Origin of the sequence: Agrobacterium sp. O3.4, from assembly GCF_041414895.1 — a bacterium.
Lineage (GTDB): Bacteria > Pseudomonadota > Alphaproteobacteria > Rhizobiales > Rhizobiaceae > Agrobacterium > Agrobacterium cucumeris.
Genome location: NZ_JALPZP010000005.1, coordinates 144,348 through 169,982, shown reverse-complemented (window position 1 = coordinate 169,982; position 25,635 = coordinate 144,348). Strand labels below are relative to the sequence as shown.

General features: G+C 59.6%; 22 protein-coding genes. 18 read left to right on the top strand and 4 right to left on the bottom strand.

The features are described from left to right. From M0412_RS21005 to M0412_RS20970, 8 genes are all read left to right on the top strand, one after another. A complete protein-coding gene (locus M0412_RS21005; RefSeq protein ID WP_142841948.1) occupies window positions 1-1,137 on the top strand; it encodes an ABC transporter permease in 1,137 nt (378 codons plus the stop codon). A 12-nt stretch (window positions 1,138-1,149) separates the two neighbouring features. Continuing rightward, the gene (locus M0412_RS21000; protein WP_269699950.1) at window positions 1,150-2,817 is read left to right on the top strand and encodes an ABC transporter ATP-binding protein; all 1,668 of its coding nucleotides are present in this window, start codon (window positions 1,150-1,152) and stop codon (window positions 2,815-2,817) included. Between the two features lie 22 nt (window positions 2,818-2,839). Further along, on the top strand, window positions 2,840-4,213 hold the full coding sequence (locus M0412_RS20995) for an alpha-glucosidase/alpha-galactosidase (protein WP_142841950.1): 1,374 nt from the start codon (window positions 2,840-2,842) through the stop codon (window positions 4,211-4,213). A 450-nt stretch (window positions 4,214-4,663) separates the two neighbouring features. After that, complete coding sequence (locus M0412_RS20990; RefSeq protein WP_269699951.1) at window positions 4,664-5,728, top strand: HlyD family secretion protein; 1,065 nt, start codon at window positions 4,664-4,666, stop codon at window positions 5,726-5,728. Between the two features lie 11 nt (window positions 5,729-5,739). Next, window positions 5,740-8,514, top strand: a complete 2,775-nt coding sequence (gene rbbA / locus M0412_RS20985; RefSeq protein ID WP_269699952.1) for a ribosome-associated ATPase/putative transporter RbbA — start codon at window positions 5,740-5,742, stop codon at window positions 8,512-8,514. Beyond that, complete coding sequence (locus tag M0412_RS20980; RefSeq protein ID WP_269699953.1) at window positions 8,511-9,629, top strand: ABC transporter permease; 1,119 nt, start codon at window positions 8,511-8,513, stop codon at window positions 9,627-9,629. Before rbbA ends, M0412_RS20980 begins: the two co-directional genes overlap by 4 nt. A 137-nt stretch (window positions 9,630-9,766) precedes the next feature. Next, the gene (locus M0412_RS20975; protein ID WP_052820447.1) at window positions 9,767-10,369 is read left to right on the top strand and encodes a hypothetical protein; all 603 of its coding nucleotides are present in this window, start codon (window positions 9,767-9,769) and stop codon (window positions 10,367-10,369) included. A gap of 218 nt (window positions 10,370-10,587) precedes the next feature. Further along, window positions 10,588-10,734, top strand: coding sequence for a DUF1127 domain-containing protein (locus tag M0412_RS20970; protein ID WP_080843067.1), 147 nt, complete (start codon window positions 10,588-10,590; stop codon window positions 10,732-10,734). A 481-nt stretch (window positions 10,735-11,215) separates the two neighbouring features. On the opposite strand, the gene M0412_RS20965 is transcribed toward M0412_RS20970, so the two are convergent. Further along, window positions 11,216-11,659, bottom strand: coding sequence for a response regulator (locus M0412_RS20965; RefSeq protein ID WP_142841954.1), 444 nt, complete (start codon window positions 11,657-11,659; stop codon window positions 11,216-11,218). Between the two features lie 375 nt (window positions 11,660-12,034). Here M0412_RS20965 and ftsZ point away from each other — a divergent pair, with 375 nt between their 5' ends. The 3 genes from ftsZ (at window position 12,035) to M0412_RS20950 (ending at window position 15,171) form a co-directional block, all read left to right on the top strand. Next, complete coding sequence (ftsZ, locus tag M0412_RS20960) at window positions 12,035-12,997, top strand: cell division protein FtsZ (protein ID WP_046801213.1); 963 nt, start codon at window positions 12,035-12,037, stop codon at window positions 12,995-12,997. Between the two features lie 400 nt (window positions 12,998-13,397). Beyond that, window positions 13,398-14,096, top strand: a complete 699-nt coding sequence (locus tag M0412_RS20955; protein WP_080843068.1) for a GntR family transcriptional regulator — start codon at window positions 13,398-13,400, stop codon at window positions 14,094-14,096. Between the two features lie 109 nt (window positions 14,097-14,205). Further along, window positions 14,206-15,171, top strand: coding sequence for a dihydrodipicolinate synthase family protein (locus M0412_RS20950; protein ID WP_142841955.1), 966 nt, complete (start codon window positions 14,206-14,208; stop codon window positions 15,169-15,171). 285 nt (window positions 15,172-15,456) lie between these two features. On the opposite strand, the gene M0412_RS20945 is transcribed toward M0412_RS20950, so the two are convergent. Next, complete coding sequence (locus tag M0412_RS20945) at window positions 15,457-16,494, bottom strand: Ldh family oxidoreductase (protein ID WP_269699955.1); 1,038 nt, start codon at window positions 16,492-16,494, stop codon at window positions 15,457-15,459. Window positions 16,495-16,872: 378 nt separating this feature from the next. On the opposite strand from M0412_RS20945, the gene M0412_RS20940 reads away from it, so the two are divergent. From M0412_RS20940 to M0412_RS20910, 7 genes are all read left to right on the top strand, one after another. Then, on the top strand, window positions 16,873-17,679 hold the full coding sequence (locus tag M0412_RS20940) for a transporter substrate-binding domain-containing protein (RefSeq protein WP_142842085.1): 807 nt from the start codon (window positions 16,873-16,875) through the stop codon (window positions 17,677-17,679). Between the two features lie 72 nt (window positions 17,680-17,751). Continuing rightward, on the top strand, window positions 17,752-18,417 hold the full coding sequence (locus M0412_RS20935; protein WP_065116852.1) for an amino acid ABC transporter permease: 666 nt from the start codon (window positions 17,752-17,754) through the stop codon (window positions 18,415-18,417). Between the two features lie 12 nt (window positions 18,418-18,429). Further along, window positions 18,430-19,083 (top strand): amino acid ABC transporter permease, encoded by a 654-nt coding sequence (locus M0412_RS20930; RefSeq protein ID WP_065116851.1) that lies wholly within the window; start codon window positions 18,430-18,432, stop codon window positions 19,081-19,083. After that, window positions 19,076-19,798 carry an amino acid ABC transporter ATP-binding protein gene (locus tag M0412_RS20925; RefSeq protein WP_020811659.1) on the top strand — a complete coding sequence of 241 codons (723 nt, stop codon included), beginning with the start codon at window positions 19,076-19,078 and terminating at the stop codon, window positions 19,796-19,798. Before M0412_RS20930 ends, M0412_RS20925 begins: the two co-directional genes overlap by 8 nt. Continuing rightward, a complete protein-coding gene (locus M0412_RS20920; RefSeq protein WP_269699958.1) occupies window positions 19,798-21,039 on the top strand; it encodes an FAD-binding oxidoreductase in 1,242 nt (413 codons plus the stop codon). The genes M0412_RS20925 and M0412_RS20920 overlap by 1 nt, the downstream gene beginning before the upstream one ends. Window positions 21,040-21,052: 13 nt before the next feature. Continuing rightward, window positions 21,053-22,762: an aconitase X gene (locus M0412_RS20915; RefSeq protein WP_269699959.1), complete on the top strand. Its 1,710-nt coding sequence runs from the start codon at window positions 21,053-21,055 to the stop codon at window positions 22,760-22,762. Window positions 22,763-22,772: 10 nt separating this feature from the next. Further along, window positions 22,773-23,801, top strand: a complete 1,029-nt coding sequence (locus tag M0412_RS20910; RefSeq protein WP_269699960.1) for a proline racemase family protein — start codon at window positions 22,773-22,775, stop codon at window positions 23,799-23,801. Window positions 23,802-24,009: 208 nt separating this feature from the next. Here the strand turns inward: M0412_RS20910 and M0412_RS20905 are convergent, their stop codons facing one another. Further along, window positions 24,010-25,032, bottom strand: a complete 1,023-nt coding sequence (locus tag M0412_RS20905) for a LacI family DNA-binding transcriptional regulator (RefSeq protein ID WP_269699961.1) — start codon at window positions 25,030-25,032, stop codon at window positions 24,010-24,012. Between the two features lie 157 nt (window positions 25,033-25,189). Beyond that, complete coding sequence (locus M0412_RS20900; RefSeq protein ID WP_003505663.1) at window positions 25,190-25,510, bottom strand: hypothetical protein; 321 nt, start codon at window positions 25,508-25,510, stop codon at window positions 25,190-25,192. Between the last annotated feature and the right edge of the window lie 125 nt (window positions 25,511-25,635).

The window sequence follows — 25,635 nt, the reverse complement described above, 5'->3', positions numbered from 1 at the left end:
ATGATGGCGTTTGACGAAGTGAAAAACGAAACCGCCATCACCCCCAAGCCTGAACGCGGCACGCAGGGTAATGAGTCCTATCTCGCGCTGGTATGGCGGCGTCTCAGGCGCTCATTCACGGGCATGGTCGGGCTGGTGCTGGTGGTGCTGCTGATCCTGATTGCCGTCTTTGCGGATTTCTTCGCGCCGATGAACCCGCTTGAAACCAATGCCAGCTTCTCGCCGCCGCAGGTGGTGCGATTTTCTGACAAGGACGGCAATTTCAGTCCGTTCCCCCGCGTTTACGCGACTGCCGAAACGGAAGAGCTCGATCCAGTCACCTTCCAGCCCATCGTCGGGCCGGATTACGACAATCCCGTTTATCTCGGTTTCTTCGTCAAAGGTGCGGAATACAGGCTTTTGGGTCTCATTCCGATGAGCCGGCATTTCTTCGGCTCGACGGACGGCAAGCCGGTGCATTTTCTCGGAACCGATAAATTCGGACGCGACGTGCTGTCGCGCGCCATCTACGGTTCGCGTATCTCGCTTGCCATCGCGCTCAGCGTTGTGGCCATCGTCACCGTCATCGGCACCAGTGTCGGGCTGATATCAGGCTATTTCGGCGGCCCGCTGGATGCCTGGGTGCAGCGTTTCGTGGAAGTGGTTCTCGCTTTCCCGCAATTGCCGCTTTATCTCGCGCTGACGTCTCTCATCCCGGTCACCGCGCCAACCACCGTGTTCCTCGTCTTCGTGGTCGGTGTCATGTCCGCGCTCGGTTGGGCGCAGATGTCGCGGGAGGTGCGTGGCAAAACGCTGGCGCTGGCGCGTATCGATTATGTGCGGGCGGCCATTGCCGTCGGTGCCACCGACCGGCGCATCATTTTCCAGCATATCCTGCCGAATGTGATGAGCCATGTGATCGTCGCCGTGACGCTGCATATTCCGAGCGTCGTGCTGCTCGAATCCTTCCTCGGTTTCCTCGGCTTTGCGGTGAAGCCGCCACTCATCTCCTGGGGGCTGATGCTGCAGGATACCGCGACCTATTCCGTCATCGGTTCCTATCCCTGGATTCTCGCACCGGTCGGTTTTGTACTGGTCACAGTCTTTGCCTTCAACGCGCTCGGCGATGGCCTGCGCGATGCCGTCGATCCCTATTGAGAGGAGCGTAAAATGGTAGCTAGCCAGAACAACACATACGCCCCCGCGATCCGCTTCGATGCTGATAATCGCAACGACGACGCCATCATCGACGCCCGCAATATCGCCGTGAGCTTCAAGGTGGAGCACGGCACGGTCGAAGCGGTGAAGGACATCTCCTTCCAGCTCTATCGCGGCGAGACGATCGCCATCGTCGGCGAATCCGGTTCGGGGAAATCGGTAACGGCGCGCACTGTCATGGGCCTTCTGACAAAGCGGGCTTCCGTTTCGAAATCCGCCACCGTGCGGTTCAACGGCGACGACATATTGAAGTTTTCGAGCCGCCAGCGCCGGGCACTGCGTGGCAACCGCATCTCGATGATCTTTCAGGAGCCGATGAGTTCGCTGAACCCGATCTATACGATCGGTAGCCAGATCGTCGAGGCGATCCGCGTCCACTCGAAACTGAGCAAGAAGCAGGCCGAGGCGAGGGCGCTCGATCTTCTGCGGCAGGTGCAGATACCGGAGCCTGAAGCGCGGCTTAAGCAATATCCGCACCAGCTTTCCGGCGGCCAGCGGCAGCGTGTGATGATCGCCATGGCGCTCTCCAACGATCCGGACGTGCTGATTGCCGATGAGCCGACCACTGCGCTCGATGTGACGGTGCAGGCGCAGATCCTCAACCTCATCCGCGACCTGCAGAAACAGCGCGGCATGGCCGTGGTCCTCATCACCCATGACCTGACCATCGTGAAGCAGTTCTCCGATTACGTCTACGTCATGCAGCACGGCGAGATGCGTGAGCACAACACCACGGAAAAGCTCTTTGAAGCGCCGCAGCACCCCTACACAAAGAAGCTGCTCGGCTCCGAACCGCATGGCACGGCGAAACCGCTGCCGGAAAATTCCGGCGTGCTGCTGACGGCAAGCGGTGTACGCGTTTCCTTCATGATGCGTTACGGCGGGTTGTTCAAACCGGAACTGAAAGAACTGATCGCCGTCGACAGTCTCGGCCTGACCCTCAGGCGGCACGAGACGCTGGGGCTCGTTGGTGAATCCGGTTCCGGCAAGACCACTTTCGGACAATCGCTGCTGCGGCTGAACGAGCCGGTGGGCGGCGAGGTGGTCTTCGATGGCGAGAGGGTCGATGGCCGCTCCCGCGCTCAAATGCGGCCCCTGCGTTCGCGTATGCAGATCGTCTTTCAGGACCCTTTCGCCTCGCTCAATCCGCGCATGACCATTGGCCAGATCATCGAGGAAGGCCTCATCATCAACGGTCTTGGCAAAACCAAGGCCGAAAGACTGGAGCGGGTGCGCGATGCGCTGGAGGCGGCGGGCATGCCCGGCAACATCCTCTCACGTTTCCCGCACGAATTCTCCGGCGGCCAACGCCAGCGCATCGCCATTGCCCGTGCGGTGGCGCTGGAGCCGGAATTCATCTTGCTCGACGAGCCAACCTCGGCGCTCGATCTTTCCGTGCAGGCGCAGATCATCGATCTGCTGCGCAAGCTGCAGGATGAGCGAGGCCTGAGCTACCTGTTCATCTCGCATGACCTGAAGGTGGTGCGCGCACTCTGTCACCGCGTCATCGTCATGCAAAGCGGGCGCATCGTCGAGGAAGGCCCTGTCGAGGACGTTCTTACTCACCCAAAAACCGAATATACTCAGCGGCTTGTACGAGCCGCCTTCGAAATCGCTTGAATGCCAAATGCCGGAGGTAGAAATGGCAAGAGATCCCAAGATCACATTTATCGGCGCAGGTTCCACTGTTTTCATGAAGAACATCATCGGTGATGTGCTGCAGCGTCCGGCGCTTTCCGGCGCCACCATTGCGCTGATGGATATCAATCGTGAAAGGCTGGAAGAAAGCGCCATCGTCGTCAACAAGCTGATTTCGACGCTCGGGGCAAAGGCGAAGGCCGAGACCCATACCGACCAGAAAAAGGCGCTTGCCGGCGCTGATTTCGTCGTCGTCGCTTTCCAGATCGGCGGTTATGAGCCCTGCACGGTTACCGACTTCGAGGTGCCGCGCAAATATGGCCTGCGCCAGACCATTGCCGATACGCTGGGTGTCGGCGGCATCATGCGCGGCCTTCGCACCGTACCGCATCTGTGGAAGATCTGCGAGGACATGCTGGCCGTCTGCCCCAACGCCATCATGCTGCAATATGTGAACCCGATGGCGATCAACACCTGGGCGATTGCCGAGAAATACCCGACGATCCGGCAGGTGGGTCTTTGCCATTCCGTGCAGGGCACCGCCATGGAACTCGCCCATGATCTCGACATTCCCTATGAGGAAATCCGCTACCGTTCTGCCGGCATCAACCACATGGCGTTTTTCCTGGAATTCGAGCACCGCCAGCCCGATGGCAGCTACAGAAACCTTTATCCCGATCTCGTGCGCGGCTACCGCGAAGGCCGTGCACCAAAACCCGGCTGGAACCCGCGCTGCCCCAACAAGGTGCGTTACGAGATGCTGACAAGGCTCGGTTATTTCGTCACGGAAAGCTCCGAGCATTTCGCCGAATATACGCCCTATTTCATCAAGGAAGGCCGCGAAGACCTGATCGAGAAATTTGGCATCCCGCTTGATGAATATCCGAAGCGCTGCATCGAGCAGATCGAGCGCTGGAAGGGCCAGGCGGCCGCTTATCGTTCTGCCGACAAGATCGAGGTGAAGCCATCAAAGGAATATGCCTCTTCCATCATCAATTCCGTCTGGACCGGCGAACCCTCCGTCATCTACGGCAACCAGCGCAACAATGGCTGCATCACCTCGCTGCCGGCCAATTGCGCGGCGGAAGTGCCTTGCCTCGTCGACCATAACGGCGTGCAGCCGACGTTCATCGGCGAATTGCCGCCGCAGCTCACCGCGTTGATGCGCACCAACATCAACGTGCAGGAGCTGACGGTGCGGGCGCTGATGAGCGAAAACCGCGAGCACATCTTCCATGCGGCGATGATGGACCCGCATACGGCGGCGGAACTGGATCTCGACCAGATATGGTCGCTGGTGGACGATCTTCTTGTCGCCCATCGCGACTGGCTGCCGGAGTGGACGCAGGTGGAGGTGAAGCGGGCGCGGGCGGTGTAAACTGCCCACCGTCAACGGCGGACCGGAGGCTGCTGTGGAAGCGCGTGGCCTTCGGACCTCTGGCAAAGGTTTTGTAACCTCTCTTCCGTCATCCTCGGGCTTGTCCCGAGGATTCACAACCCGGCACGACGATGGATCCTCGGGTCAAGCCCGAGGATGACGCCGAGTGTTGTGAAAGACTTGGCGGCAGCCTTTGGCGGTCGTTATGACAAGCCACAAAACAATCGGCGTGCGGAACTTGCCCTGTTCCGGCTACCTTTCCATAACATCCCTGGGGGGGACTTGACTTGTATCAAGGCCGCTAAGCTCCACGATACCTAAACACCCCGTGACCCGGCCTACTCCCCAAACAGGAGAAATGTCGGATACAAATTCTAAACGCAAAGGTGGCTGGCTTCTTCGGTTTCATCGTATTACGGTTGAAAACCGAAGGGTTCATGGGGAAGACGGATGTCTAAAAAAGGCTTGCTCATTGGTCTGGTGGTTCTGGTTGTTGCCGGTGTCGCCTATTTCTCCTGGTCAAAGCTGAAGGGAGAGGGACTTCCCGCCGGCTTTGTGGCCAGTAACGGCCGGATCGAGGCAGTCGAGATCGACATTTCCACAAAAACCGCCGGCCGCCTTCAGGATATCATGGTGCGCGAAGGCGATTTCGTGAAAGCCGGGCAAGTGCTTGCGCAGATGGACACCGCCCAGCTGGAGGCCAGGAAACGTCAGGCGGAAGCGCAGCTTCGCCGCGCGAAAATTGCCATCGATACCGCCAACAGCCTCGTTGCCCAGCGGGAAGCGGAAAAAACCTCCGCTCAGGCGGTGGTCGAACAGCGCAAGGCGCAACTCGATTCCGCGTCGAAGACCAATACACGCTCCAAACAGCTGCTGACGGGCAACGCCGTGTCGCAGCAGATCGTTGACGACAGCGAGGCGGCCGAGCAATCCGCCCGTGCCACGCTTGCTTCGGCGCAGGCTTCGCTTGCCGCATCCGATGCGGCAATCAATGCCGCCAAGGCGCAGATCGTTGATGCCGAAGCGGCTGTGGATGCGGCGCAGGCCGATATCGAAAGCATTGAGACGGATATAGACGATGCGACGCTGAAATCGCCCCGCGACGGTCGTGTGCAATATCGTATCGCCCAGCCGGGAGAAGTGCTCTCCGCCGGTGGGCGGGTTCTCAACCTCGTCGATCTCGGCGATGTCTATATGACGTTTTTCCTGCCGACGGCCGAGGCCGGCCGCACGTCCATGGGCTCCGATGTTCGCCTGATCCTCGACGCCGCACCGCAATATACCATTCCGGCCAAGGTTTCCTTCGTCGCCGATGTCGCGCAATTCACACCCAAAACGGTGGAGACAGAAGAGGAGCGCCAGAAGCTGACGTTCCGGGTGCGGGCGCAAATTCCGCAGGAGCTGCTGCAGAAATATATTCAATATGTCAAAACCGGTCTGCCCGGCATGGCCTATGTCCGGCTTGATCCGCAGGCCGCCTGGCCGGAAAACCTCGAACGCAATCTCGTCAAGTGATGGTGGCCGCCATGGTCGCACCCTCCACGAGCACGAAAAACGATCCGAATGCGCCCGTCGCGCGACTGGCGGATGTGCGGCTGACCTTTGGCAGCACGGTAGCGCTGGCCGACATATCGGTCGAGATTCCCGCTGGCCGGATGATCGGGCTGATCGGGCCGGATGGTGTCGGCAAATCCAGTCTGCTGTCGCTTGTCTCCGGCGCACGCGCCATACAAAAGGGAAAAGTGGAGGTTCTGGGCGGCGATATGTCCGATCCGCGCCACCGTGAGGACACCTGCCCGCGCATTGCCTATATGCCGCAGGGCCTCGGCAAGAACCTTTACCCGACCCTTTCCGTCTTCGAGAATATCGATTTCTTCGGCAGGCTGTTCGGGCAGGGCAGCAGGGAGCGACAGGCGCGTATTGCCGAATTGCTCAAGAGTACCGGTCTGGAGCCTTTTACGGACCGCCCGGCCATGAAGCTTTCCGGCGGCATGAAGCAGAAGCTCGGGCTCTGCTGCGCGCTGATCCACGATCCTGACCTGCTCATTCTCGATGAGCCGACCACCGGTGTCGACCCGCTGTCGCGCCGGCAGTTCTGGGAGCTGATCGATACGATCCGTGCCGGACGTCCGGGCATGAGTGTGATCGTCGCGACGGCCTATATGGAAGAGGCAGCCGGCTTCGACTGGCTGGTCGCCATGGATGGCGGCAAAATCCTCGCCACCGGCTCCCCCGACGAACTTCTCGAACGCACCTCGACCGCCAATCTCGATACCGCCTTCATCGCTCTCCTGCCGGAAGAAAAGCGCAAGGATTATCACGAGGTGCATATCGCGCCACGCAAGGTGACGGATGATGGCGACTATGCCATCGAGGCGTCGCATCTCAGCATGCGCTTCGGTGATTTCACCGCCGTCGACAATGTCAGCTTCAAAATTCCGCGCGGCGAGATTTTCGGCTTTCTCGGCTCGAATGGTTGCGGAAAATCCACCACCATGAAAATGCTGACCGGGCTTCTGGCCGCCAGCGAAGGCGAAGCGAAGCTGTTCGGGCATAAGGTGGATGCCAGCGACATGGCGATCCGCCACCGCGTCGGTTACATGAGCCAGGCGTTCTCGCTCTATTCCGAACTGACCGTGCGCCAGAACCTCGATCTGCACGCGCGGCTGTTCAAGCTACCGGAAGAAACCATTCAGCCGCGTATCGCCGAGATGGCGGAGCGTTTCGATCTGGGTGCGGTCATGGAAACCATGCCTGACGACCTGCCGCTTGGCATCCGCCAAAGGCTGTCGCTGGCCGTGGCGATGATCCATTCACCTGACATTCTCATCCTCGATGAGCCGACCTCGGGTGTTGACCCGGTGGCGCGGGACGGCTTCTGGCAAATCCTCGCGGATCTGTCGCGTAACGACAATGTCACCATCTTCATCTCCACCCATTTCATGAATGAGGCGGAGCGCTGCGACCGGATTTCGCTGATGCATGCCGGCAAGGTGCTGATCAGCGATACGCCTGACGCGATTACCAAAAGCCGCGATGCCGCGACGCTGGAAGAGGCTTTTGTCGCCTATCTCGAGGATGCCTCCGGTGTCAAAAAGGCGGAGCCCGCGACAGCGCCTGCCGCGGTAACAGACGTACCCGTGACGCAACATGCAACACCTGCTCGCAAACGTTTCTTCGATGTCAGACGCATGTTCAGCTATACGCGCCGTGAGGCGCTGGAACTGCAGCGCGACCCCATTCGCGGCACGCTGGCGGTGCTCGGCAGTGTCATCCTGATGTTCGTGATCGGCTACGGCATCAATCTCGATGTCGAGGATCTGACCTTCGCGGTGCTGGACCGTGGCGATTCCACTATCAGCCGTGATTACGTGCTCGACATAGCCGGCTCGCGTTACTTCATCGAGAAAGAGCCGATCCGCGACTATGCCGATATGGACAGGCGCATGCGCGACGGGGAACTCAGCCTTGCCATCGAAATCCCGCCCGGTTTCGGCCGTGATGTCCTGCGCGGCAAGACGGTGGAGGTTGGTGCGTGGATCGATGGCGCCATGCCGCAGCGGGCGGAGACCGTGCGCGGTTACGTGCAGGGCATGCATCAGACATGGCTGGCGCGCAAGGCGAGTGAAATCTACGGCAGCGCGGCGACGCAAAGCACATTCAGCATCGAGACGCGCTATCGTTACAATCCCGATGTCAAAAGCCTTGTCGCCATGGTGCCGGCGGTCATTCCGCTGCTGCTGATGCTCATACCGGCCATGCTTTCGGCACTCAGCGTCGTCCGGGAAAAGGAGCTCGGCTCCATCGTCAATCTTTACGTGACGCCGACGACGCGGCTGGAATTCCTGATCGGCAAGCAGCTTCCCTACGTTGCGCTTGGCATGCTCAACTTCCTGCTTTTGACGGCATTTGCGATCTTCATCTTCCGGGTGCCGTTTACCGGCAGTTATCTTGCTTACGCGACGGGCGCCTTGCTTTTTGTCATCATCGCCACATCCATCGGTCTCGTCATGTCGTCCTTCATGAAAAGCCAGATCGCGGCGATCTTCGGCACCGCCTTGCTGACGCTTATTCCGGCGACGCAATATTCGGGCATGATCGATCCGGTTTCGTCGCTGCAGGGGGCGGGGGCCTTTATCGGCAACATCTATCCCGCCACCTATTTCATGACCATTTCGCGTGGCACCTTCTCAAAGGGGCTGGATTTCGCCGGCCTTTCCGGCTCGTTCCTGCCGCTCATCATCGCCATTCCGCTGCTGCTCATCGCCGGCGCCGCCCTCTTGAGGAAACAGGCGTCATGAGGTTGTTTTCGTCCAACATCTTCCAGCTCGGTATCAAGGAACTGCGCGGTCTGGCGCGTGACGGCATGTTGCTGCTCCTCATCGTCTACGCTTTCACACTGCAAATCTACACCGGCTCCAGCGCGCTGCCGGAAACGCTGAACAATGCCGCCATCGCCATTGTCGACGAGGATCAGTCGCCGCTTTCCGGCCGCATCAGCACGGCGTTTTATCCGCCCTATTTCGCGCCGCCGAAGCAGATTTCGATTGCGGAAATGGACAAGCGCATGGATGCCGGGCTCGATACCTTCGCGCTCAACATCCCACCGGATTTCCAGCGCCGGCTGATGGCCGGGCAGCAACCCGCGATCCAGCTCAATATCGACGCCACCCGCATGAGCCAGGCTTTCAGTGGCGGCGGTTATGTTCAGACCATCGTGACGAGCGAAGTTCAGGAATATATGAACCGATATCGCGGTGTGACTTCGGTGCCGGTGGATCTGACGCTGCGCTCCCGCTTCAACCCGGAACTGGACAAGTCGTGGTTCGGCTCGATCAACAACATCATCACCGCCATCACCATGCTGTCGATCGTACTGACGGGAGCGGCGCTCATTCGCGAGCGTGAGCATGGCACGGTCGAGCATCTGCTGGTCATGCCGGTCACGCCGCTGGAAATCATGCTCAGCAAGGTCTGGTCCATGGGCCTTGTTGTGCTGGTCGCCTCGGCATTTTCGCTGTTTGTTGTTGTCAGGGGTCTGCTTGCCATTCCCATCGAAGGCTCGCTCTTGCTCTTTCTGCTTGGAACTGCCCTGCAGCTCTTCGCCATGACGTCGATGGGCATATTCCTTGCGACGGTTGCCGGGTCCATGCCGCAATTCGGCATGTTGCTGATCCTGTTCCTTTTGCCGCTGCAGGTGCTTTCGGGCGCCATGACGCCGCGGGAGAGCATGCCTGATATCATCCAGTATCTCATGCTTCTCGCTCCCAACACCCATTTCGTCATCCTGGCGCAATCGGTGCTTTTCAGGGGCGCGGGGCTGGATGTGGTGTGGCCGCAACTGCTGGCGCTGCTCGCCATCGGTTCGGCGCTCTTTATCTTTGCGCTTCGCCGCTTCCGACGTTTTCTGCGCTAAAGTGAGGGGAACCCGCCATTTTTACGCCATTTCCGGACAAGTTGAATTAATTGTGTTCGGTAACGGTATGTTCGCCTTCCGGGAATATGCCTATGAGGACGGCTGGGTAAAAGCGGGCTTTGTTCAGGAGTAGCATAATGAATATTGCAGCACGTCTGTCTTTGACGGCCATGATCGCACTGGCCGCGACATCATCTTTCGCGTCTGAAGATATGACTTCGGAGACGAGCGAGGCGATATTTGGTTTCGCTGGCGCCATGACGAAAGAAGACATGCTGAAAAGTGCGGCGCTCATTCCCGTGGAATATGAAAGAAACGCCACTATCGGCGGCGGCTACCAGTTTTATCCCTACCGCATCGGCAATGTAAAACTGGGCGGCGAGATCGGTATTGCCGCCAGATTTGGCAAAGGCTTCACCGGCGAAGTCTGGGCGGGCCCGGTCGCCCGGTATGAGCAGATCAGGCTTGGGGAGCGGCTGTTCATCACGCCAAGCTTTACTGCCGGTCTCAGCCTTGTCACGGATGCGCAGCCGGGCCGCGAGCGTGAGCAGGAAATCAAGGACGACGGCAATGCCAATGTCCTGTTTTATCTCGGGCCGGAAATCAACGTCTCCTTCAGCGAGGATTCCTCGACGGAATTCTTCTGGCGTCTTCACCACCGTTCCGGCGGTGGCAAAACTTTGGGCAATATGAAGGGCGCCACAAACGCCAATGTATTCGGTGTCCGCTACAAGTTTTGAGACGGAAGCGCCGGGCAAAGCCTCGCGAACCGGCTGAATTTCAGTCACGTTCCTTTTTTGCTGCAAATCGTCATGACGAACCCTTGCGTCTGGTGCATGGGTGGATTGCCTTATTCTGCCTGTTCATTGGGCATGGGAAAGCGCATATAGAGGGCATCAAAGGACGCCGGAACGAAAACGTTGCTGACGTCACCTAAACCTCAAGAAAGGGTCATGTCATGAACGTAGCACGCAGCTTTAACAATTGGCGCAAATATCGTCAGACCATCAACGAACTGGGCCGCATGAGCACCCGTGAACTGCACGATCTCGGTCTCGACCGCAGCCAGATCACCAGCGTTGCCCGCGCCGCAATCGGCAAATAATCAAGACGATATTGCCGTGTCTTAATGCCCAAACGCCCGCTTCGCGGGCGTTTTTGTTTTTTGGGCTCATTTAATCTCGTCGTCGCCTTGGGGCGCCTGTAACGAGGTTTTGCCCGATTGCGTGAAATACGGATGCCGCGTTTTTCGCAGACGATGTGGTAAGGACGGGAAGCTGTTGCATCGATATCCCGCAGCGTAAAATTCGCCATGCGCAAAATGCATATCTGTACTGCAAGCTTATGCCTGTGAAATGCGCAGGAAAATGCTATCTTCCAATCATCGAAACGGATGTACCTCCTCCCACATCCTTTTGATAATGCGGGCGATCCTACTCCTCCTCCCAAGGATTGCCCCGGGGACAGCGGTTTTCCTCCTCCCATATCGCTGTTCATCTTTTCAGAAGCCTGCCGCACCTCCTCCCGCGGCAGGCTTTTCTGTTTTCAGCCCCATCTTCCGGTCAGCCTTATTTTCAGGAATTGCCTCAGTCGAACGGCATCATGCCGATCGGGGTCACCGCATGTGTACCGGCGCGTTTGGCAAGCGCGTAGGACAGGCATTGTTCCACCGCGTCCTGTGGCACGGGCTTGGCAATCACTCCGGCACCGATGCCGAGATTGACGACCACTTCCGGGTTTGCGGTCATGAAAATCACCACGACGCCATGATCCTGCGAAAGACGTCTGCCGATCTCGGGGCCGGTCTGGCCGTCGGCAAGGTTGACGTCGACAAAGGCGATGTCGGCGCGGCTGCCGAGTGCAACAGCCTCATCTAGCCGGTTGGCGATGCCGATCACATCTGCCTCTTCATCCGCCTGGAGAATGGAATCCTCTATATCCATGGCGATGAGGAACTCATCTTCGACGATCAGCACCCGCGGTTGTTCCAAGCGGAAACCCGGTTCGCTTTGCAAGACGTCTGCCAACATATGCCTGCCTCCATTCTGTGCGCCCAAGCGCTGTCGGCAAGCAAACACCTGTCGGCACAACTCGTTCCAAACTGAGATAAACATAGTGAATGGAGTGTAAACGGCGTGCCTTTTCGGCTATCACCATTCAATAGCGAAGCAGTTGATTCGGTTTGGTTTTCATCCCGGGGAAGGGTGGGAGAACGTTGCCGTAGCGCATCTTTCGCCGCTGGAGCACAAGTCTTTTGGCCGCAATCGGCCGATAGCTTATATGCAATTCAACGCGTTAAAGCCTCCTTCGTGCGCCAGGAAGGAAGTGCGGGAACGCCGCCGATCATTCGCGTGCCGCGGCCAAAACGGCGCGGGACCCTATGAGTTTAGAAAGAGAATAACACGATGACCCAGTCTCCGCGCGCTTCGATTGCCCGCAACACTCCCAATATCGCTGTCGTTGGCGTTGGTGGCGGTGGCGGAAATGCGATCAACAACATGATCTCCGAAGGCATTAGCGGGGTCGATTTCATCGCCGCCAATACGGATGCGCAGGCGCTGAAGAAAACCAACGCGCCGCGGATGGTCCAGCTCAGTTCCGAGCTGACCGGCGGACTTGGTGCAGGGGCCGATCCTGAGGTCGGCCGGCAGGCGGCGATCGATTCACTCGATGAGATCATGGATCACTTGAGCGGTTACGATATGTGTTTCATCACCGCCGGCATGGGCGGTGGCACCGGCACGGGTGCTGCCCCGGTGATTGCGGAAGCCTGCCGGGCAAAGAACATCCTGACTGTTGGCGTCGTTACGCTTCCTTTCAGCTTTGAAGGTGCGCGCCGCATGCGGGCTGCCGAATACGGCTTTGCCAACCTGCTGAATACCGCCGATACCGTTATCGTCATTCCCAACCAGAATCTGCTGCGCATCGCTGACGCCGGTACCACCTTCGAGAATGCACTGAAGACGGCCGATAAGGTCCTGTCGCTCGGCGTGCGTTGCGTCACCGATCTCATCCTGCGCGAGGGTCTCGTCAATCTCGATTTCGCCGATGTGCGTTACGTCATGAAAAATGGCGGCCGGGCGCTGATGGGCACGGCGCAGGCCAAGGGCGAAAAGCGCGCCTCGGAAGCGGCGGCAGCCGCCATCGCCAACCCGCTGCTCGGCGAACCGTCGCTGAAAGAAGCGCGCGGTGCGCTGGTGGCCATCTCCGGCGGCAACGATCTGACACTCTATGAGATCGACGAGGCGATGACGCTGGTGCGCGAGGCGGTGAGCGAAGAGACGGATGTGGTGATGGGCGCTTCCTTCGACCCGACGCTGGACGGTGCTTTCAAGATCTCCGTCGTGGCCACCGGTCTGCGCAACTGAGGCGCAGCTACAGCGACAGGGAGTTATGGGGGAGTACGACGGTGCGGCTCGTTTCTTCTCCCCGCCGGGGAGAAGGTGGCCCGAAGGGTCGGATGAGGGGGCAGCGTTGCCGAATATCTCTACCCTTGCCCCCTCATCCCGCTGCCGCGACCTTCTCCCCGGACGGGGAGAAGAAACAGGCGGCGCGCTCCCCGTTCCACGATAAACTAAGCGGCGACATTTTATAAACAGCGTACACGCCACAAACCGAACAATTAAAAGCCGTCGCGGGTAATTTTCGTGACGGCTTTTTGTTGTTTTTGAACAATTATTCCGCCATTCGGGGAGGCGGGGTTGCAACGCGTCGTTGATAACGAAAAAAGATAATAGTACTCTTTATGTCGACAAGAAGGATTTGGTTATGACGGATATAATTGCTTCTGCCGAGCGCAAGCGCGGCTCCGGCGTAAAGATGGTCTATGATCTGCTGCGCGACGAGATTCTCGATCTGGTCCTGCCGCCGGGAAGCCCCATTGACGAGGTGCAGCTTGCCGAACGATTCAAGATGTCGCGCACGCCGATCCGTGAGGCGCTGGTGCGGCTTTCGGGCGAGGGGCTGATCGATACGCTGCCGAACCGGTCGACCATGGTGTCGAATATCGACTTCCTCAACATGCACACCTATTTCGATGCGCTGGTGCTGATGTACCGGGTCACCACCCAGCTTGCGGCACAATATCATCGCCCCGAGGATCTGGCCGGAATCCGCGCCCACAATGCGGAATTCGCCATTGCGGTGGAAGAGCAGAATGCGCTGGCGATGATTTCCACCAATGCAGCCCTTCACCTTTCCATCGCCGAGGCAGGCCGAAACCCCTATTTCACCAGCCTGTTCAAGCGCCTGCTGGATGAGGGACGGCGCATTCTGAGGCTTTATTATCAGTCTTATGAGGATCGTCTGCCGAAGCGTTTCGTCCATGATCACGATGCAATGATCGCCGCCATCGCCGCCCGCGATATCGCCCTTTCCGAAAAACTGGCGCGTGAACATGCCGAACAGATCGTGCAGCAGGTGCAGAAATTGCTGGTGCGGAATGAGCGGCTGGAAATAAATCTGTAGCTTGTCGATTTCTTGTCGACAAATAAAATACAAGATAGTAATGTCCTTGTTGAAAGGGTGGCGCATAGCTGCGTCCATTCCTGAGAACCATGTGCCTTAGGAGCTAATAATGACGGCCAGCATTTTTTCCGGCGTGATTCCCGCCTTGATGACCCCCTGCAAGGATGATCGCACTCCTGATTTTGATGCGCTTGTGCGCAAGGGCAAGGAACTGATCGCCGATGGCATGTCGGCCGTCGTTTATTGCGGTTCCATGGGCGACTGGCCGCTTCTCACCGATGAGCAGCGCATGGAAGGCGTGGAGCGTCTGGTCAAGGCTGGCATCCCTGTTATCGTCGGCACCGGCGCGGTGAACACGGCGTCTGCCGTGGCGCATGCCGCGCATGCCCAGAAGGTTGGCGCCAAGGGCCTGATGGTTATCCCCCGCGTCCTGTCTCGCGGTTCGGTCATCGCGGCGCAGAAGGCGCACTTCAAGGCCATTCTCTCGGCCGCTCCTGAAATTCCGGCCGTTATCTACAACAGCCCCTATTACGGTTTCGCCACCCGCGCCGATCTCTTCTTCGCGTTACGCGCCGAACACAAGAACCTGATTGGTTTCAAGGAATTCGGCGGCCCGGCTGATATGCGTTATGCAGCTGAAAACATCACCAGCCGCGATGATGAAGTGACCCTGATGATCGGTGTCGATACCGCCGTTTTCCACGGTTTCGTCAACTGCGGTGCAACCGGCGCCATCACCGGCATCGGCAACGTGCTGCCGAAGGAAGTCATTCATCTCTGCAAGCTGTCGCAGGCCGCTGCCAAGGGTGATGCGGATGCCCGCAGCCGCGCGCTGGAACTGGAGCAGGCGCTGGCCATACTCTCCTCCTTTGATGAAGGTCCGGATCTGGTTCTTTATTTCAAGCACATGATGGTGCTGAAGGGCGACAGGGAATACACGCTGCATTTCAACGAAACCGATGCCCTGACGGACAGCCAGCGCGGTTATGTCGAGGCGCAGTTCAAGCTGTTCAACAGCTGGTATGCCGACTGGAGCAAGCTTCCGGGTGCCGTTCAGACCTGCAAGGCTGCCTGAGATATTGCTGCTGCGAAAAAAAGGCCCGCAACTGCGGGCCTTTTTTGCATGTGATGAGGTTTGATGCCTTTCCTCCGTCATGCCGGACTAGATCCGGCATCCAGCCACGGCGCGTCTGCGCCGTGAAAGAGTCTTCCGCGATCAAGGACTTGATCGCGCGCTGGACCCCGGATCAAGTCCGGGGTGACGGAGCGGGTATGCTATGCAGTCGCAAAAAACGCTGAGTGACGTTGTTGCCATGAGGCCCGCAATTGCGGGCCTTTTTTCATTTCCACATCCAAATGGTCAGGAGACTGCGTCCAGACCCTTCTCCAGCAAACGGTCGAGCCCGGCCATTTCAGCGGCGGTGAGCGTAATGCCTTCGCTCTCGGATTTGGCGCGCGCCGCAAAGCGGCGGCCGGAGGGCAGGCGGGCGCCCTGGCCGATGATGGCGTCAAACAGCACTTCCGCGCGCTGGAAGGGGTCGCCCGGGCGGCCCTTGGCGAAGGCTTCCGGAGAAAATGCGACGATCAATTCGCCATGGGTCGGCGCAAGTGTTGTCGTGCCGAGGAAATCGAGGGCTTCGGGGCTGGTCAGGTCACCGATCATGATGCCGGCAAGAAGTTCGATCATGGTGCCGATCGCCGATCCCTTGTGACCACCAAAAGGCAGCATGGAGCCGGCAAGCGCGGCTTCCGGGTCGGTCGTCGGCTTACCTTCGGCGTCCAGCGCCCATCCTTCCGGCAGGGATTTGCCGGCGCGCCGGTGCAGTTCGATTTCGCCGCGCGCCGCAACCGACGTGGCAAAATCGAAGACATAAGGTGAGGTGTCCTTGCGCGGCCAGCCGAAAGCGAAGGGGTTGGTGCCAAGCAGTGGTTTGCTGCCGCCGGTGGGGGCAACGGTGGAGTAGCTGGGGCACATCACCAGTCCAGCGAGGCCATTCGATGTCAGCCCCTCAACCTCCGGCCAGAGCGCCGAGAAATGCGTGCAGTCATTGATGACGAGTGCGGCAATGCCCGAACGTTTCGCCCGCTCTACAAGAACCGGCAGGCCCAGTTCGAAGGCGGGATTGGCAAAGCCGCCATTGGCGTTGACTTTGACAATCGCCGTGCCGTCGTCCTCAGCCACATCAGGGATCGCGTCGGGCTTCACCTTGCCGGCCTTGACGGTGCGCAACGCGCCTTCGATGCGGTAGATGCCGTGCGATTTGCAGGCGTCGCGTTCACCGGCGGTGATGACGCGGGCAAGCGCCCCCGACTGCACCTCATTCAGCCCCGCCTTGCGGAAAATTTCTTCAATCCGCTTTGAAAGCGCATCAATGGTCAGGGTGGTGGCGTCGCTCATCATGATCCTCCGATATCGGCTCGCACATCTTGAATACATAAAGTATACAAAGGCATGTCTATTGCAACTCGTCTTTTCGGTGAAGTGCCGCGAAAGCGTAAATCGGTACCGAAGATACAGAGTTTTCAGTTTTTGTGACGGTTTCCTCTTCCCTCTCATTCGCGGGCGGGCCGCAGCACTCGCTTTGGCGCAAGTCCTTGGGCTGAAAAGAGACTTTTCTTCAGGATCCCGCGCAGCCACCCATGCGGCAAATCCCGATTGTTCGCAGCTGCAAAATTCTTTTTGTATACTAGTTGTATTTTTATGTTGATTTATCGGCCCCATAGGGAAATAGTGACCGCGCCTTCAACGGCAGACCAATTGTGGGAGCAATCAAGAATGAAAAAATCGGTCATCATCGCCAGCCTTCTGGCCGCTACTTCCGTTATCACGCCGGCCAAGGCCGACAAGCTTGACGACATCATTTCCGCCGGTACGCTGCGTTGCGCCGTCGTGCTCGATTTCCCGCCCATGGGTTCGCGTGACGACGCAAACAACCCTGTTGGCTTCGACGTCGATTATTGCAACGATCTCGCCAAGGCGCTCGGCGTCACGGCTGAAATCGTCGAAACGCCGTTTCCCGAACGTATTCCGGCACTAATGTCGGGCCGCGTCGATGTCGGTGTTGCCTCGACCTCCGATACGCTGGAGCGCGCCAAGACGGTCGGCATGACCGTGCCTTATTTCGCTTTCGAAATGGCTGTCACCGCCAACGACAAGTCGGGCATCAAGTCCTTCGAGGACATGAAGGGCAAGACGGTCGGCGCAACCGCCGGCACGTTCGAAGCCATCGCGCTTGAAAAGTCGGTCAAGGAGTGGGGAACCGGCGAGTTCCGTCCTTACCAGACGCAGGCCGACGTTTTCCTCGCGCTGAGTCAGGGCCAGATCGACGCCACCGTTTCCACCTCCACGGTCGCGCAGTCCAACGTCAAGGGCGGCAAGTTCGCCGGTATCTCGGTTGTCGGCAAGGCGCCCTATGATATCGATTACGTCGCGCTCTTCACCAACCGTGATGAATATGGGCTCATCAACTACCTGAACCTCTTCATCAACCAGCAGGTTCGCACCGGCCGTTACGCCGAACTCTATGAAAAATGGGTTGGCGGCGAAGTTCCCTCGCTCACCGTCAACGGCGTTTATCGCTAATCAGGACTTTTCGTAAACGGCGCGGTCAAAATGATCGCGCCGTTGAACGTTTCTGAAAAGGCGGGACGCTTAATGTTCAACTATACATTCCACTGGAATCAGGCGCTGAAGGCTTTGCCGCAGCTTCTGGACGGTGCGGTGGTAACGCTGCAGATCGCCCTTCTGTCGATGGTGATCGGTCTTACCTTCGCCATCCTGCTGACGCTGTTCCGGCTGTCCGGCAACCGCGTTCTCGGCGCTTTGGCCTCCGTCTGGGTGGAGGTTGCCCGCAACACGCCGGCACTGTTCCAGATTTACATGGCCCATTTCGGGCTTGGCAATTTCGGCATCCACCTCAGCCCCTATACCGCGCTTCTGGTCGGTATCGCGTTTAACAATGCCGGTTATCTGGCAGAGAATTTCCGCGGTGCGCTGAAAGCCATACCGGATACGCAGACACGGTCGGGCCGTTCGCTTGGCATGACCTCGATGCAGACTTTCCGGCTGATCATCCTGCCGCAGATGCTGCGCGTGGCTTTCCTGCCCGCAACCAACCAGATGGTCTGGGCGATCCTCATGACCTCGCTCGGTGTCACGGTCGGCATGAACACGGATCTCGCCGGCGTCACACAGGCGCTCAATGCGCGCTCGTTCCGCACCTTTGAATTCTTCGCGCTCGCCGCGGTCATCTATTACGTGATCGCCAAGATCGTCACGCTCGCCGCCAGATTGCTGGCCTGGCGTCTGTTCCGTTACTGAGAGAGGTGCGCCATGTTTGAAACCGCTCTCACCTGGAGTGATCTCGCCTTCCTGGCCAAGGGTGCCGGCATGACGCTTGCCGTCACCGCCGTCGCCGTCACGGCAGGCACCCTGATGGGGATCATCTTCGGTATCATTCGTTTCCAGTTCGGTCCCTATTGGTCGCTGCCGCTGACCTTCGTGCTGGATATTTTCCGCTCCGTACCGCTGCTCATCCAGCTGGTTCTCGGCAATGCCTTCCAGTCGATCGCCAAGCTCGGCTGGCCGCCATTCACCACCTCCTGCGTGGTGCTGTCGCTTTATACGGCAGCCTATTGCACCGAGATCGTGCGCGGCGGTATCGACGCCGTGCCGTCCAATACGCGCCGTGCCTGCCGCTCACTCGGCATGACATGGTCGCAGGACATGCGCTACATCGTCCTGCCGCTCGCCACCCGCGTCTCGTTGCCGTCCTGGATCGGACTGACGCTCGGTGTCATGAAGGATTCGGCCCTGGTGCTTTGGCTTGGCCTCATCGAGCTTTTGCGCGCCTCGCAAATCCTCGTTACCCGCCTGCAGGAACCGCTGACCATCCTGATGATCTGCGGCGCCATCTACTTCCTTATCAGCTTCCCCATCGCCCGTTTCGGCGGGTATCTCGAAAGACGGTGGTCCCCCAATGATTGAGATCGAAAACGTCCGCAAATCCTTCGGCCCGCTGGAGGTTCTGAAAGGGATCAACCTCACCGTCAACAAGGGCGAGGTCGTCACCATCATCGGCGGTTCCGGTTCCGGCAAATCGACGCTGCTCACCTGCATCAACGGCCTCGAGCCGATCGACAGCGGCAAGATCGTCATCGACGGCACGGAAGTGCATGCCAAATCGACCGACCTCAACAAGCTGCGCCGCAAGGTCGGCATCGTTTTCCAGCAATGGAACGCCTTTCCGCATCTGACGGTGCTTGAAAACGTCATGCTGGCGCCGCGCAAGGTTCTTGGCATCTCGAAGGAGCAGGCGGAGGAGATCGCGGTCAAGCAATTGACCCATGTGGGCCTTGCCGAAAAGCTGAAGGTCTATCCGAACCGCATGTCGGGCGGCCAGCAGCAGCGTATGGCGATTGCCCGCGCGCTTGCCATGTCGCCGGAATATATGCTGTTCGACGAAGTCACCTCGGCGCTGGACCCGATGCTGGTGGGCGAAGTGCTCGATACGCTGAAGATGCTGGCGGATGAAGGCATGACGATGATCTGCGTCACCCATGAAATGGCGTTTGCTCGTGATGTCTCCAACCGCGTCGCCTTCTTTCATCAAGGCGTGATGGCGGAAATCGGCACGCCGGACCAGCTGTTCGGCGCGCCGCAGCATGCCGAAACGCAAAAGTTCCTGGCGAGCGTGCGGTAATGCCTGCAAATGATGTCATCGTCATAGGGGCCGGCGTTGTCGGCCTCTCGGCGGCAATCGCCGCGCAGGGCCGCGGTCTTTCGGTCACGGTCATCGATCGCGAGGGACCGGCGGCGGGCGCTTCGGCCGGCAATGCCGGCGCCTTCGCCTTCACCGATATCCTGCCGCTCGCATCGCCGGGCATTCTCTGGAAAGCGCCGAAATGGCTCATCGATCCGCTGGGGCCGCTCAGCGTGCCGCCGGCCTATGCGCTGAAGATCGCACCATGGATGTTCCGTTTCTGGCGGGCCTGCGCGGCATCGAAAGTCGAGCATTCCACCGCCGCGCAGACGGCGCTGATGGACCTTTCCAAAGCAGAGCTGGAGCCGTTTCTCAAAAAGACGGACACGATTGCGATGCTGCGCAAGGAGGGCAACCTTCAGGTCTATGAAAGCGAGGCGGAGTTCGAAGGCTCGCTTTCCGGCTGGAAGGCACGCGAACGTCACGGCATCGAGTTCCGGCATCTGAACGCCGAACAGATGGCCGAGATACAGCCCGGCATCGCACCGCGTTTTACCTGCGGCACCTTTACGCCCGGGTGGTTTTCCATTGCCGATCCCAAGCTTTACACCCTGACACTGGCCGAGCATTTCCGCAGCATTGGCGGCCGCATCGAATGCCTCGATGTCGCCTCGCTCCGACCGCTGGACGATGGCGTCGAGGTGGTGAGCCATGATGGCCGCACCCGCAAGGCCGGCAAGGTGGTGCTGGCGGCGGGGGCTTTCTCGCACCGTATCGCCCGCTCGCTTGGTGAAAAAATTCCGCTGGAAACGGAACGGGGTTATAATACCACCCTGCCTCCAGGTGCTTTCGATCTGCGCACGCAGGTCACCTTCGGCGGCCATGGTTTCGTCGTTACCCGCCTTTCCTCCGGTATCCGCGTTGGCGGTGCCGTGGAGCTGGGCGGGCTGGAGCTTCCGGCCAATTTCGCCCGTTCTGAGGCGCTTTTGACCAAGGCAAAGGCTTTTCTGCCGGGCCTGAAAACTGAAGGCGGCAAGCAGTGGATGGGCTTTCGCCCCTCGCTGCCGGACAGCCTGCCGGCCATTGGGCAAGCGCAGCACACGGCGCGGGTGGTTTATGCTTTCGGCCACGGGCATCTGGGGCTGACGCAATCGGCGGGCACGGCCCGCATCGTCGCCGATCTTCTGACGGGGCAAAAGCCCGCCATCGATACAAGGGCATTTTCGCCGCAACGTTTCTGACGGGGATTTTTCAATGTCTTCTTCCGTTTCGACAACAGCTGCTCCTCAGGCGCGCAGCATCCTGACCGGCGCCGCCGAAGGCAAGGTCATCGCCACCACCGAGGCGCTGAGCTTCTGGGGCGGGGTCGATCCCGCCACCGGCAAGGTGATCGATGTGCATCACCCGCTGCATGGCATCTGTCTCACCGGCGGCGTGCTGTTCATGCCGACCAGTCGAGGCTCCTGCACCGGTTCCGGCGTGCTGCTCGATCTCATCCTCACCGGCCGTGCGCCCTCGGCGCTGGTTTTCTGCGAAGCTGAAGACGTTCTGACGCTTGGTGCCCTCGTTACGGCGGAAATGTTCGACAGGGCTCTGCCGGTCGTCCGTCTCGATGCGGATAATTTTGCCCGCTTCTCGCATGCTGCGCATGTCAGCATCAACGAGAACGCCATTGAGGCCGACGGTATCTCTCTTGCCATCGCACCGCCGGCGACGGCCCATCTCGACCTGAAGGACGAGGATGGCGCAATGCTGGAAGGGCGCGACGGCATTGCCGCGCGGCAGGCCATGCGCATCATCGTCGCCATGGCCGCCCAGCAGGGCGCGTCGACGCTTGTCGATGTGACGCAGGGCCATATCGATGGCTGTATCTATGCCAGCCCCGCCAACCTCACCTTTGCCGAAAAAATGGCTGACATGGGCGGCAGGGTGCGGGTGCCAACCACCATGAACGCCATTTCGGTGGACAAGGCGCACTGGCGGGCGCAGGGCGTGCCGGAGGATTTCGGCGATCCGGCCGCAAGGCTGGCGGATGCCTATGTTCGCATGGGGTGTCGCCCCACCTTCACCTGTTCGCCTTACCTGCTGGACAGTGCGCCAAGTGCCGGCGAATCGATCGGCTGGGCCGAGTCGAATGCGGTGATCTTCGCCAATACGGTGCTCGGTGCCCGCACCGCAAAGCACCCGGATTTTCTCGATCTCTGCATTGCGATGACGGGCAGGGCGCCGCTTTCGGGGGTGTATCTCGAAGAAAACCGCCGGCCGCAGCGCATCGTCGATGTGGCCCTGCCAGCTGGCATCGATGACGCCTTCTGGCCGCTCGTCGGTTATCTCGCCGGCAAGGCCGCGCCGGATTGCATTCCGCTGCTGCGTGGTCTTGGAGCTGCAAAACCGTCGCGGGATGATCTGAAAGCGCTTTGCGCCGCCTTCGGCACCACCTCCGCCTCGCCCATGCTGCATATCGAGGGCGTGACGCCGGAAGCGGGGCTTGCGCCGCTCGAAACCGCCGGGACAGTGACCATTTCGCTCGCCGATATGGCCGCCGGCTGGTCGCTTCTGAACGAGGGACCGGAAGAGGTGCAGCTTGTCGCCATCGGCAGTCCGCATGCCTCACTGGAGGAATGTCGGGCGCTGGCAGCCGTGTTTAATGGCCGCAAACGCCATGCGGATGTCGCCGTCATCGTCACCGCCGGTCAGCAGGTCATCGATGCGGCCGTGCAGGACGGCACGCTGCAGAGCCTGAAGGACAGCGGCGTGCAGGTGCTGCCGGATCTCTGCTGGTGTTCGATTTCCGAGCCGGTTTTTCCGACGAAGACCCGCGCACTGATGACCAATTCCGGCAAATACGCCCACTACGGCCCCGGTCTCAGCGGCCGCGCGGTGCGCTTCGGCAGCCTTGCCGATTGCGTTGACAGTGCGCTGACCGGCCGTGCCGTATCCCGCCTTCCTGTCTGGCTTTCGTGAGGAGAACTGAATGCGCAGTATCAAGACAGTTCATGTGATTTCCGCCCATGCGGAAGGTGAAGTGGGGGATGTGATCGTCGGCGGAGTAAAGCCGCCGCCGGGCGAAACGATCTGGGAACAGAGCCGCTTCATCGCCCGTGATGAGACGCTTCGCAACTTCGTGCTCAACGAGCCGCGCGGCGGCGTGTTCCGCCACGTCAATCTGCTGGTGCCGCCGAAACATCCTGACGCGGATGCCGCCTTCATCATCATGGAGCCGGAAGATACGCCGCCCATGTCCGGCTCCAATTCCATCTGCGTTTCCACAGTACTTCTGGATGGCGGCATCGTACCGATGCAGGAGCCGGAAACCCATATGCTGCTGGAAGCGCCCGGCGGACTGGTGAAGGTGCGCGCCGAATGCCGTAACGGCAAGGCCGAGCGCATTTTCGTGCAGAACCTGCCGAGCTTTGCTGCAAAGCTCGATGTCGAGCTTGAGGTTGAAGGTCTCGGCACGCTGAAGGTGGACACCGCCTATGGCGGCGACAGCTTCGTCATCGTGGATGCCGAAGCGATGGGTTTCAGCCTGAAGCCGGAAGAGGCGCATGAAATCGCCCGCCTTGGCGTGCGCATCACCAATGCCGCCAACAAGGCTTTAGGCTTCGATCATCCCGAAAACCCGGATTGGCGGCATTTTTCCTTCTGCCTCTTCGCCGGCAAGGTGGACCGCACGGCCGAAGGCCTGCGGGCAGGGGCCGCCGTCGCCATCCAGCCGGGCAAGGTGGATCGCTCCCCCACCGGCACGGCGCTTTCAGCCCGTATGGCCGTGCTGCATGCACGCGGCGAAATGAGGGAAGGCGAAACGCTGACGGCGGTGTCGCTGATCGGCTCGACCTTCACCGGCCGCATTCTCGGAACGACAACGGTTGGCGACCGCCCGGCCATCCTGCCGGAAATCTCCGGTCGCGGCTGGGTTACCGGTATCCACCAGCATATGCTTGATCCGTCCGATCCATGGCCGGAAGGGTATCGGCTGACGGATACCTGGGGTGCTCAGTAAGGGCGTCAAAGGTCACTCAGGTGGCATTTTGAGATATGCCGCGGCGGTGCGGCATTTTTCTTCTCCCCGCCGGGGAGAAGGTGGCCCGAAGGGTCGGATGAGGGGGCTACCTTGCCGGATTTCGTGGAGCTTGCCCCCTCATCCCGCTGCCGCGGACTTCTCCCCCTCGGGGAGAAGAAACAAGCGGCATCCGCTCGTCCCAATAGGGCTAGACGCTCAACCGCCTTGTCGTCTCCCGCACGATCAGCTCGAACCCGACATCCACCCGCGCGCCTTCGGGAACAGCGGCATCCTTTTCCGGCTCCAATATCGAAAGCAGCAATTCGCCGGCCCTGCGGCCGATCATCTGGGCGTCGACCCGGATCGTTGAAATCGCCGGGTAACATTGGCGGCTGATATCGAAATCGCCGAAACCGAGGATGGACACCTGATCGGGCACGGCAATGCCGCGGCGGTGACATTCCATCAGCGCGCCGACGGCGGAAATATCGGAGACGGCGAAAATGCCTTCGACATCGGGCGCCTTCGCGAGCAGGGAGCTGAGCGTCTTTGCCCCGTGATCGTAGGAGACCGGCGCGCTGCCTTCGCGGATGATGAGATCGTCGGAAATGCCGGCTTCGCGCAACGCTGCCGCAAACCCGACAAGGCGGCTTTCGCCGCGCCAGTCGTTCACGGCGCCGTCAGCCCGGGAGCCGAGTGCGCCAATACGCTTTAAACCAAGCGATATCAGATATTTGGCGGCGTTTCTTCCCACCTCGTAGTTGGAAAAGCCAACCGCATGGTCGATCGGGTGATCCGGAACGTCCCAGATTTCCACGATCGGAATGCCGGCGCGCATCAGAACTTCGCTCGCCATCTTGGTATGCACCGTGCCGGCGACGACGATGGCATCGGGGCGGCGCTCCATCATGGTGCGGATGACGCGCTCCTCTTCCTGCAAGTCATACATCGTATAACCGATCAGCAACTGGTAATCGGCCGCGCGCAGCGCCTTGGCCAGCCCCTGCGCGCTGTCGGCGAAGTTGGAGTTGGTGAGCGTCGGCAGGATGGCGGTGATGAAATTGGTGCGCCGGGAAGAAAGCGAACCGGCGATTCGATCCGGCACATAGCCAAGCTTCTCGATGGCCTTCATTACCTTCTGGCGTGTCTCTTCCGACACCAGGGCAGGATCGGCCAGCACCCGCGAAACGGTCATCTTGGAGACGCCCGCGAGTTTCGAGACGTCGCTCATGGTTGCTTTTTTTGACGTGACTAACGCTGCGGCCAAGGGCGTGCGCTCCACCAAAGCATGTCTCCCTAAATTCGAACCGTTTCAGGACAAGACATACACGAAGATATCAAGGGAAAGCACGCCGTATGATTGTGGATCAATACGGCGTGCACCGGATTTATGCGACGCGGCTATAGACCAGATGGTAAAAACGTCCGTCGCACATGCTCATCATCTCATCCGTCAGTACCCGGCCTTCCAGCCGGACCGGCGAGACCAGCGCTTCCTCCACGGCTTCCATCGAAGGATAGTCGATTTCCTGTACCATGATGATTGAGGCTGCGTCCGGGTCGGTGCGCTCGGTGCGCATCACCCGCACGGCCTGCGCATTCGGCATGCGTTTCCAGACCGGCAGGAGTTTTTCCTCGACGATGCGGAAAAACTCCTCCTCCCGGCCGGGGTGGATCCTGCCTTCGAAAATTGCCGAGCGTGTATACATGGTTTCCTCCCGAATGAATGTCCGATGCAACAGTTCTGTAGATCGGACTTGCAATGATACCGATAACATGCATTATTGATCCTGCCAAGAACGTGAAACGGTGTCGACAAGAGGAAAATCGATAA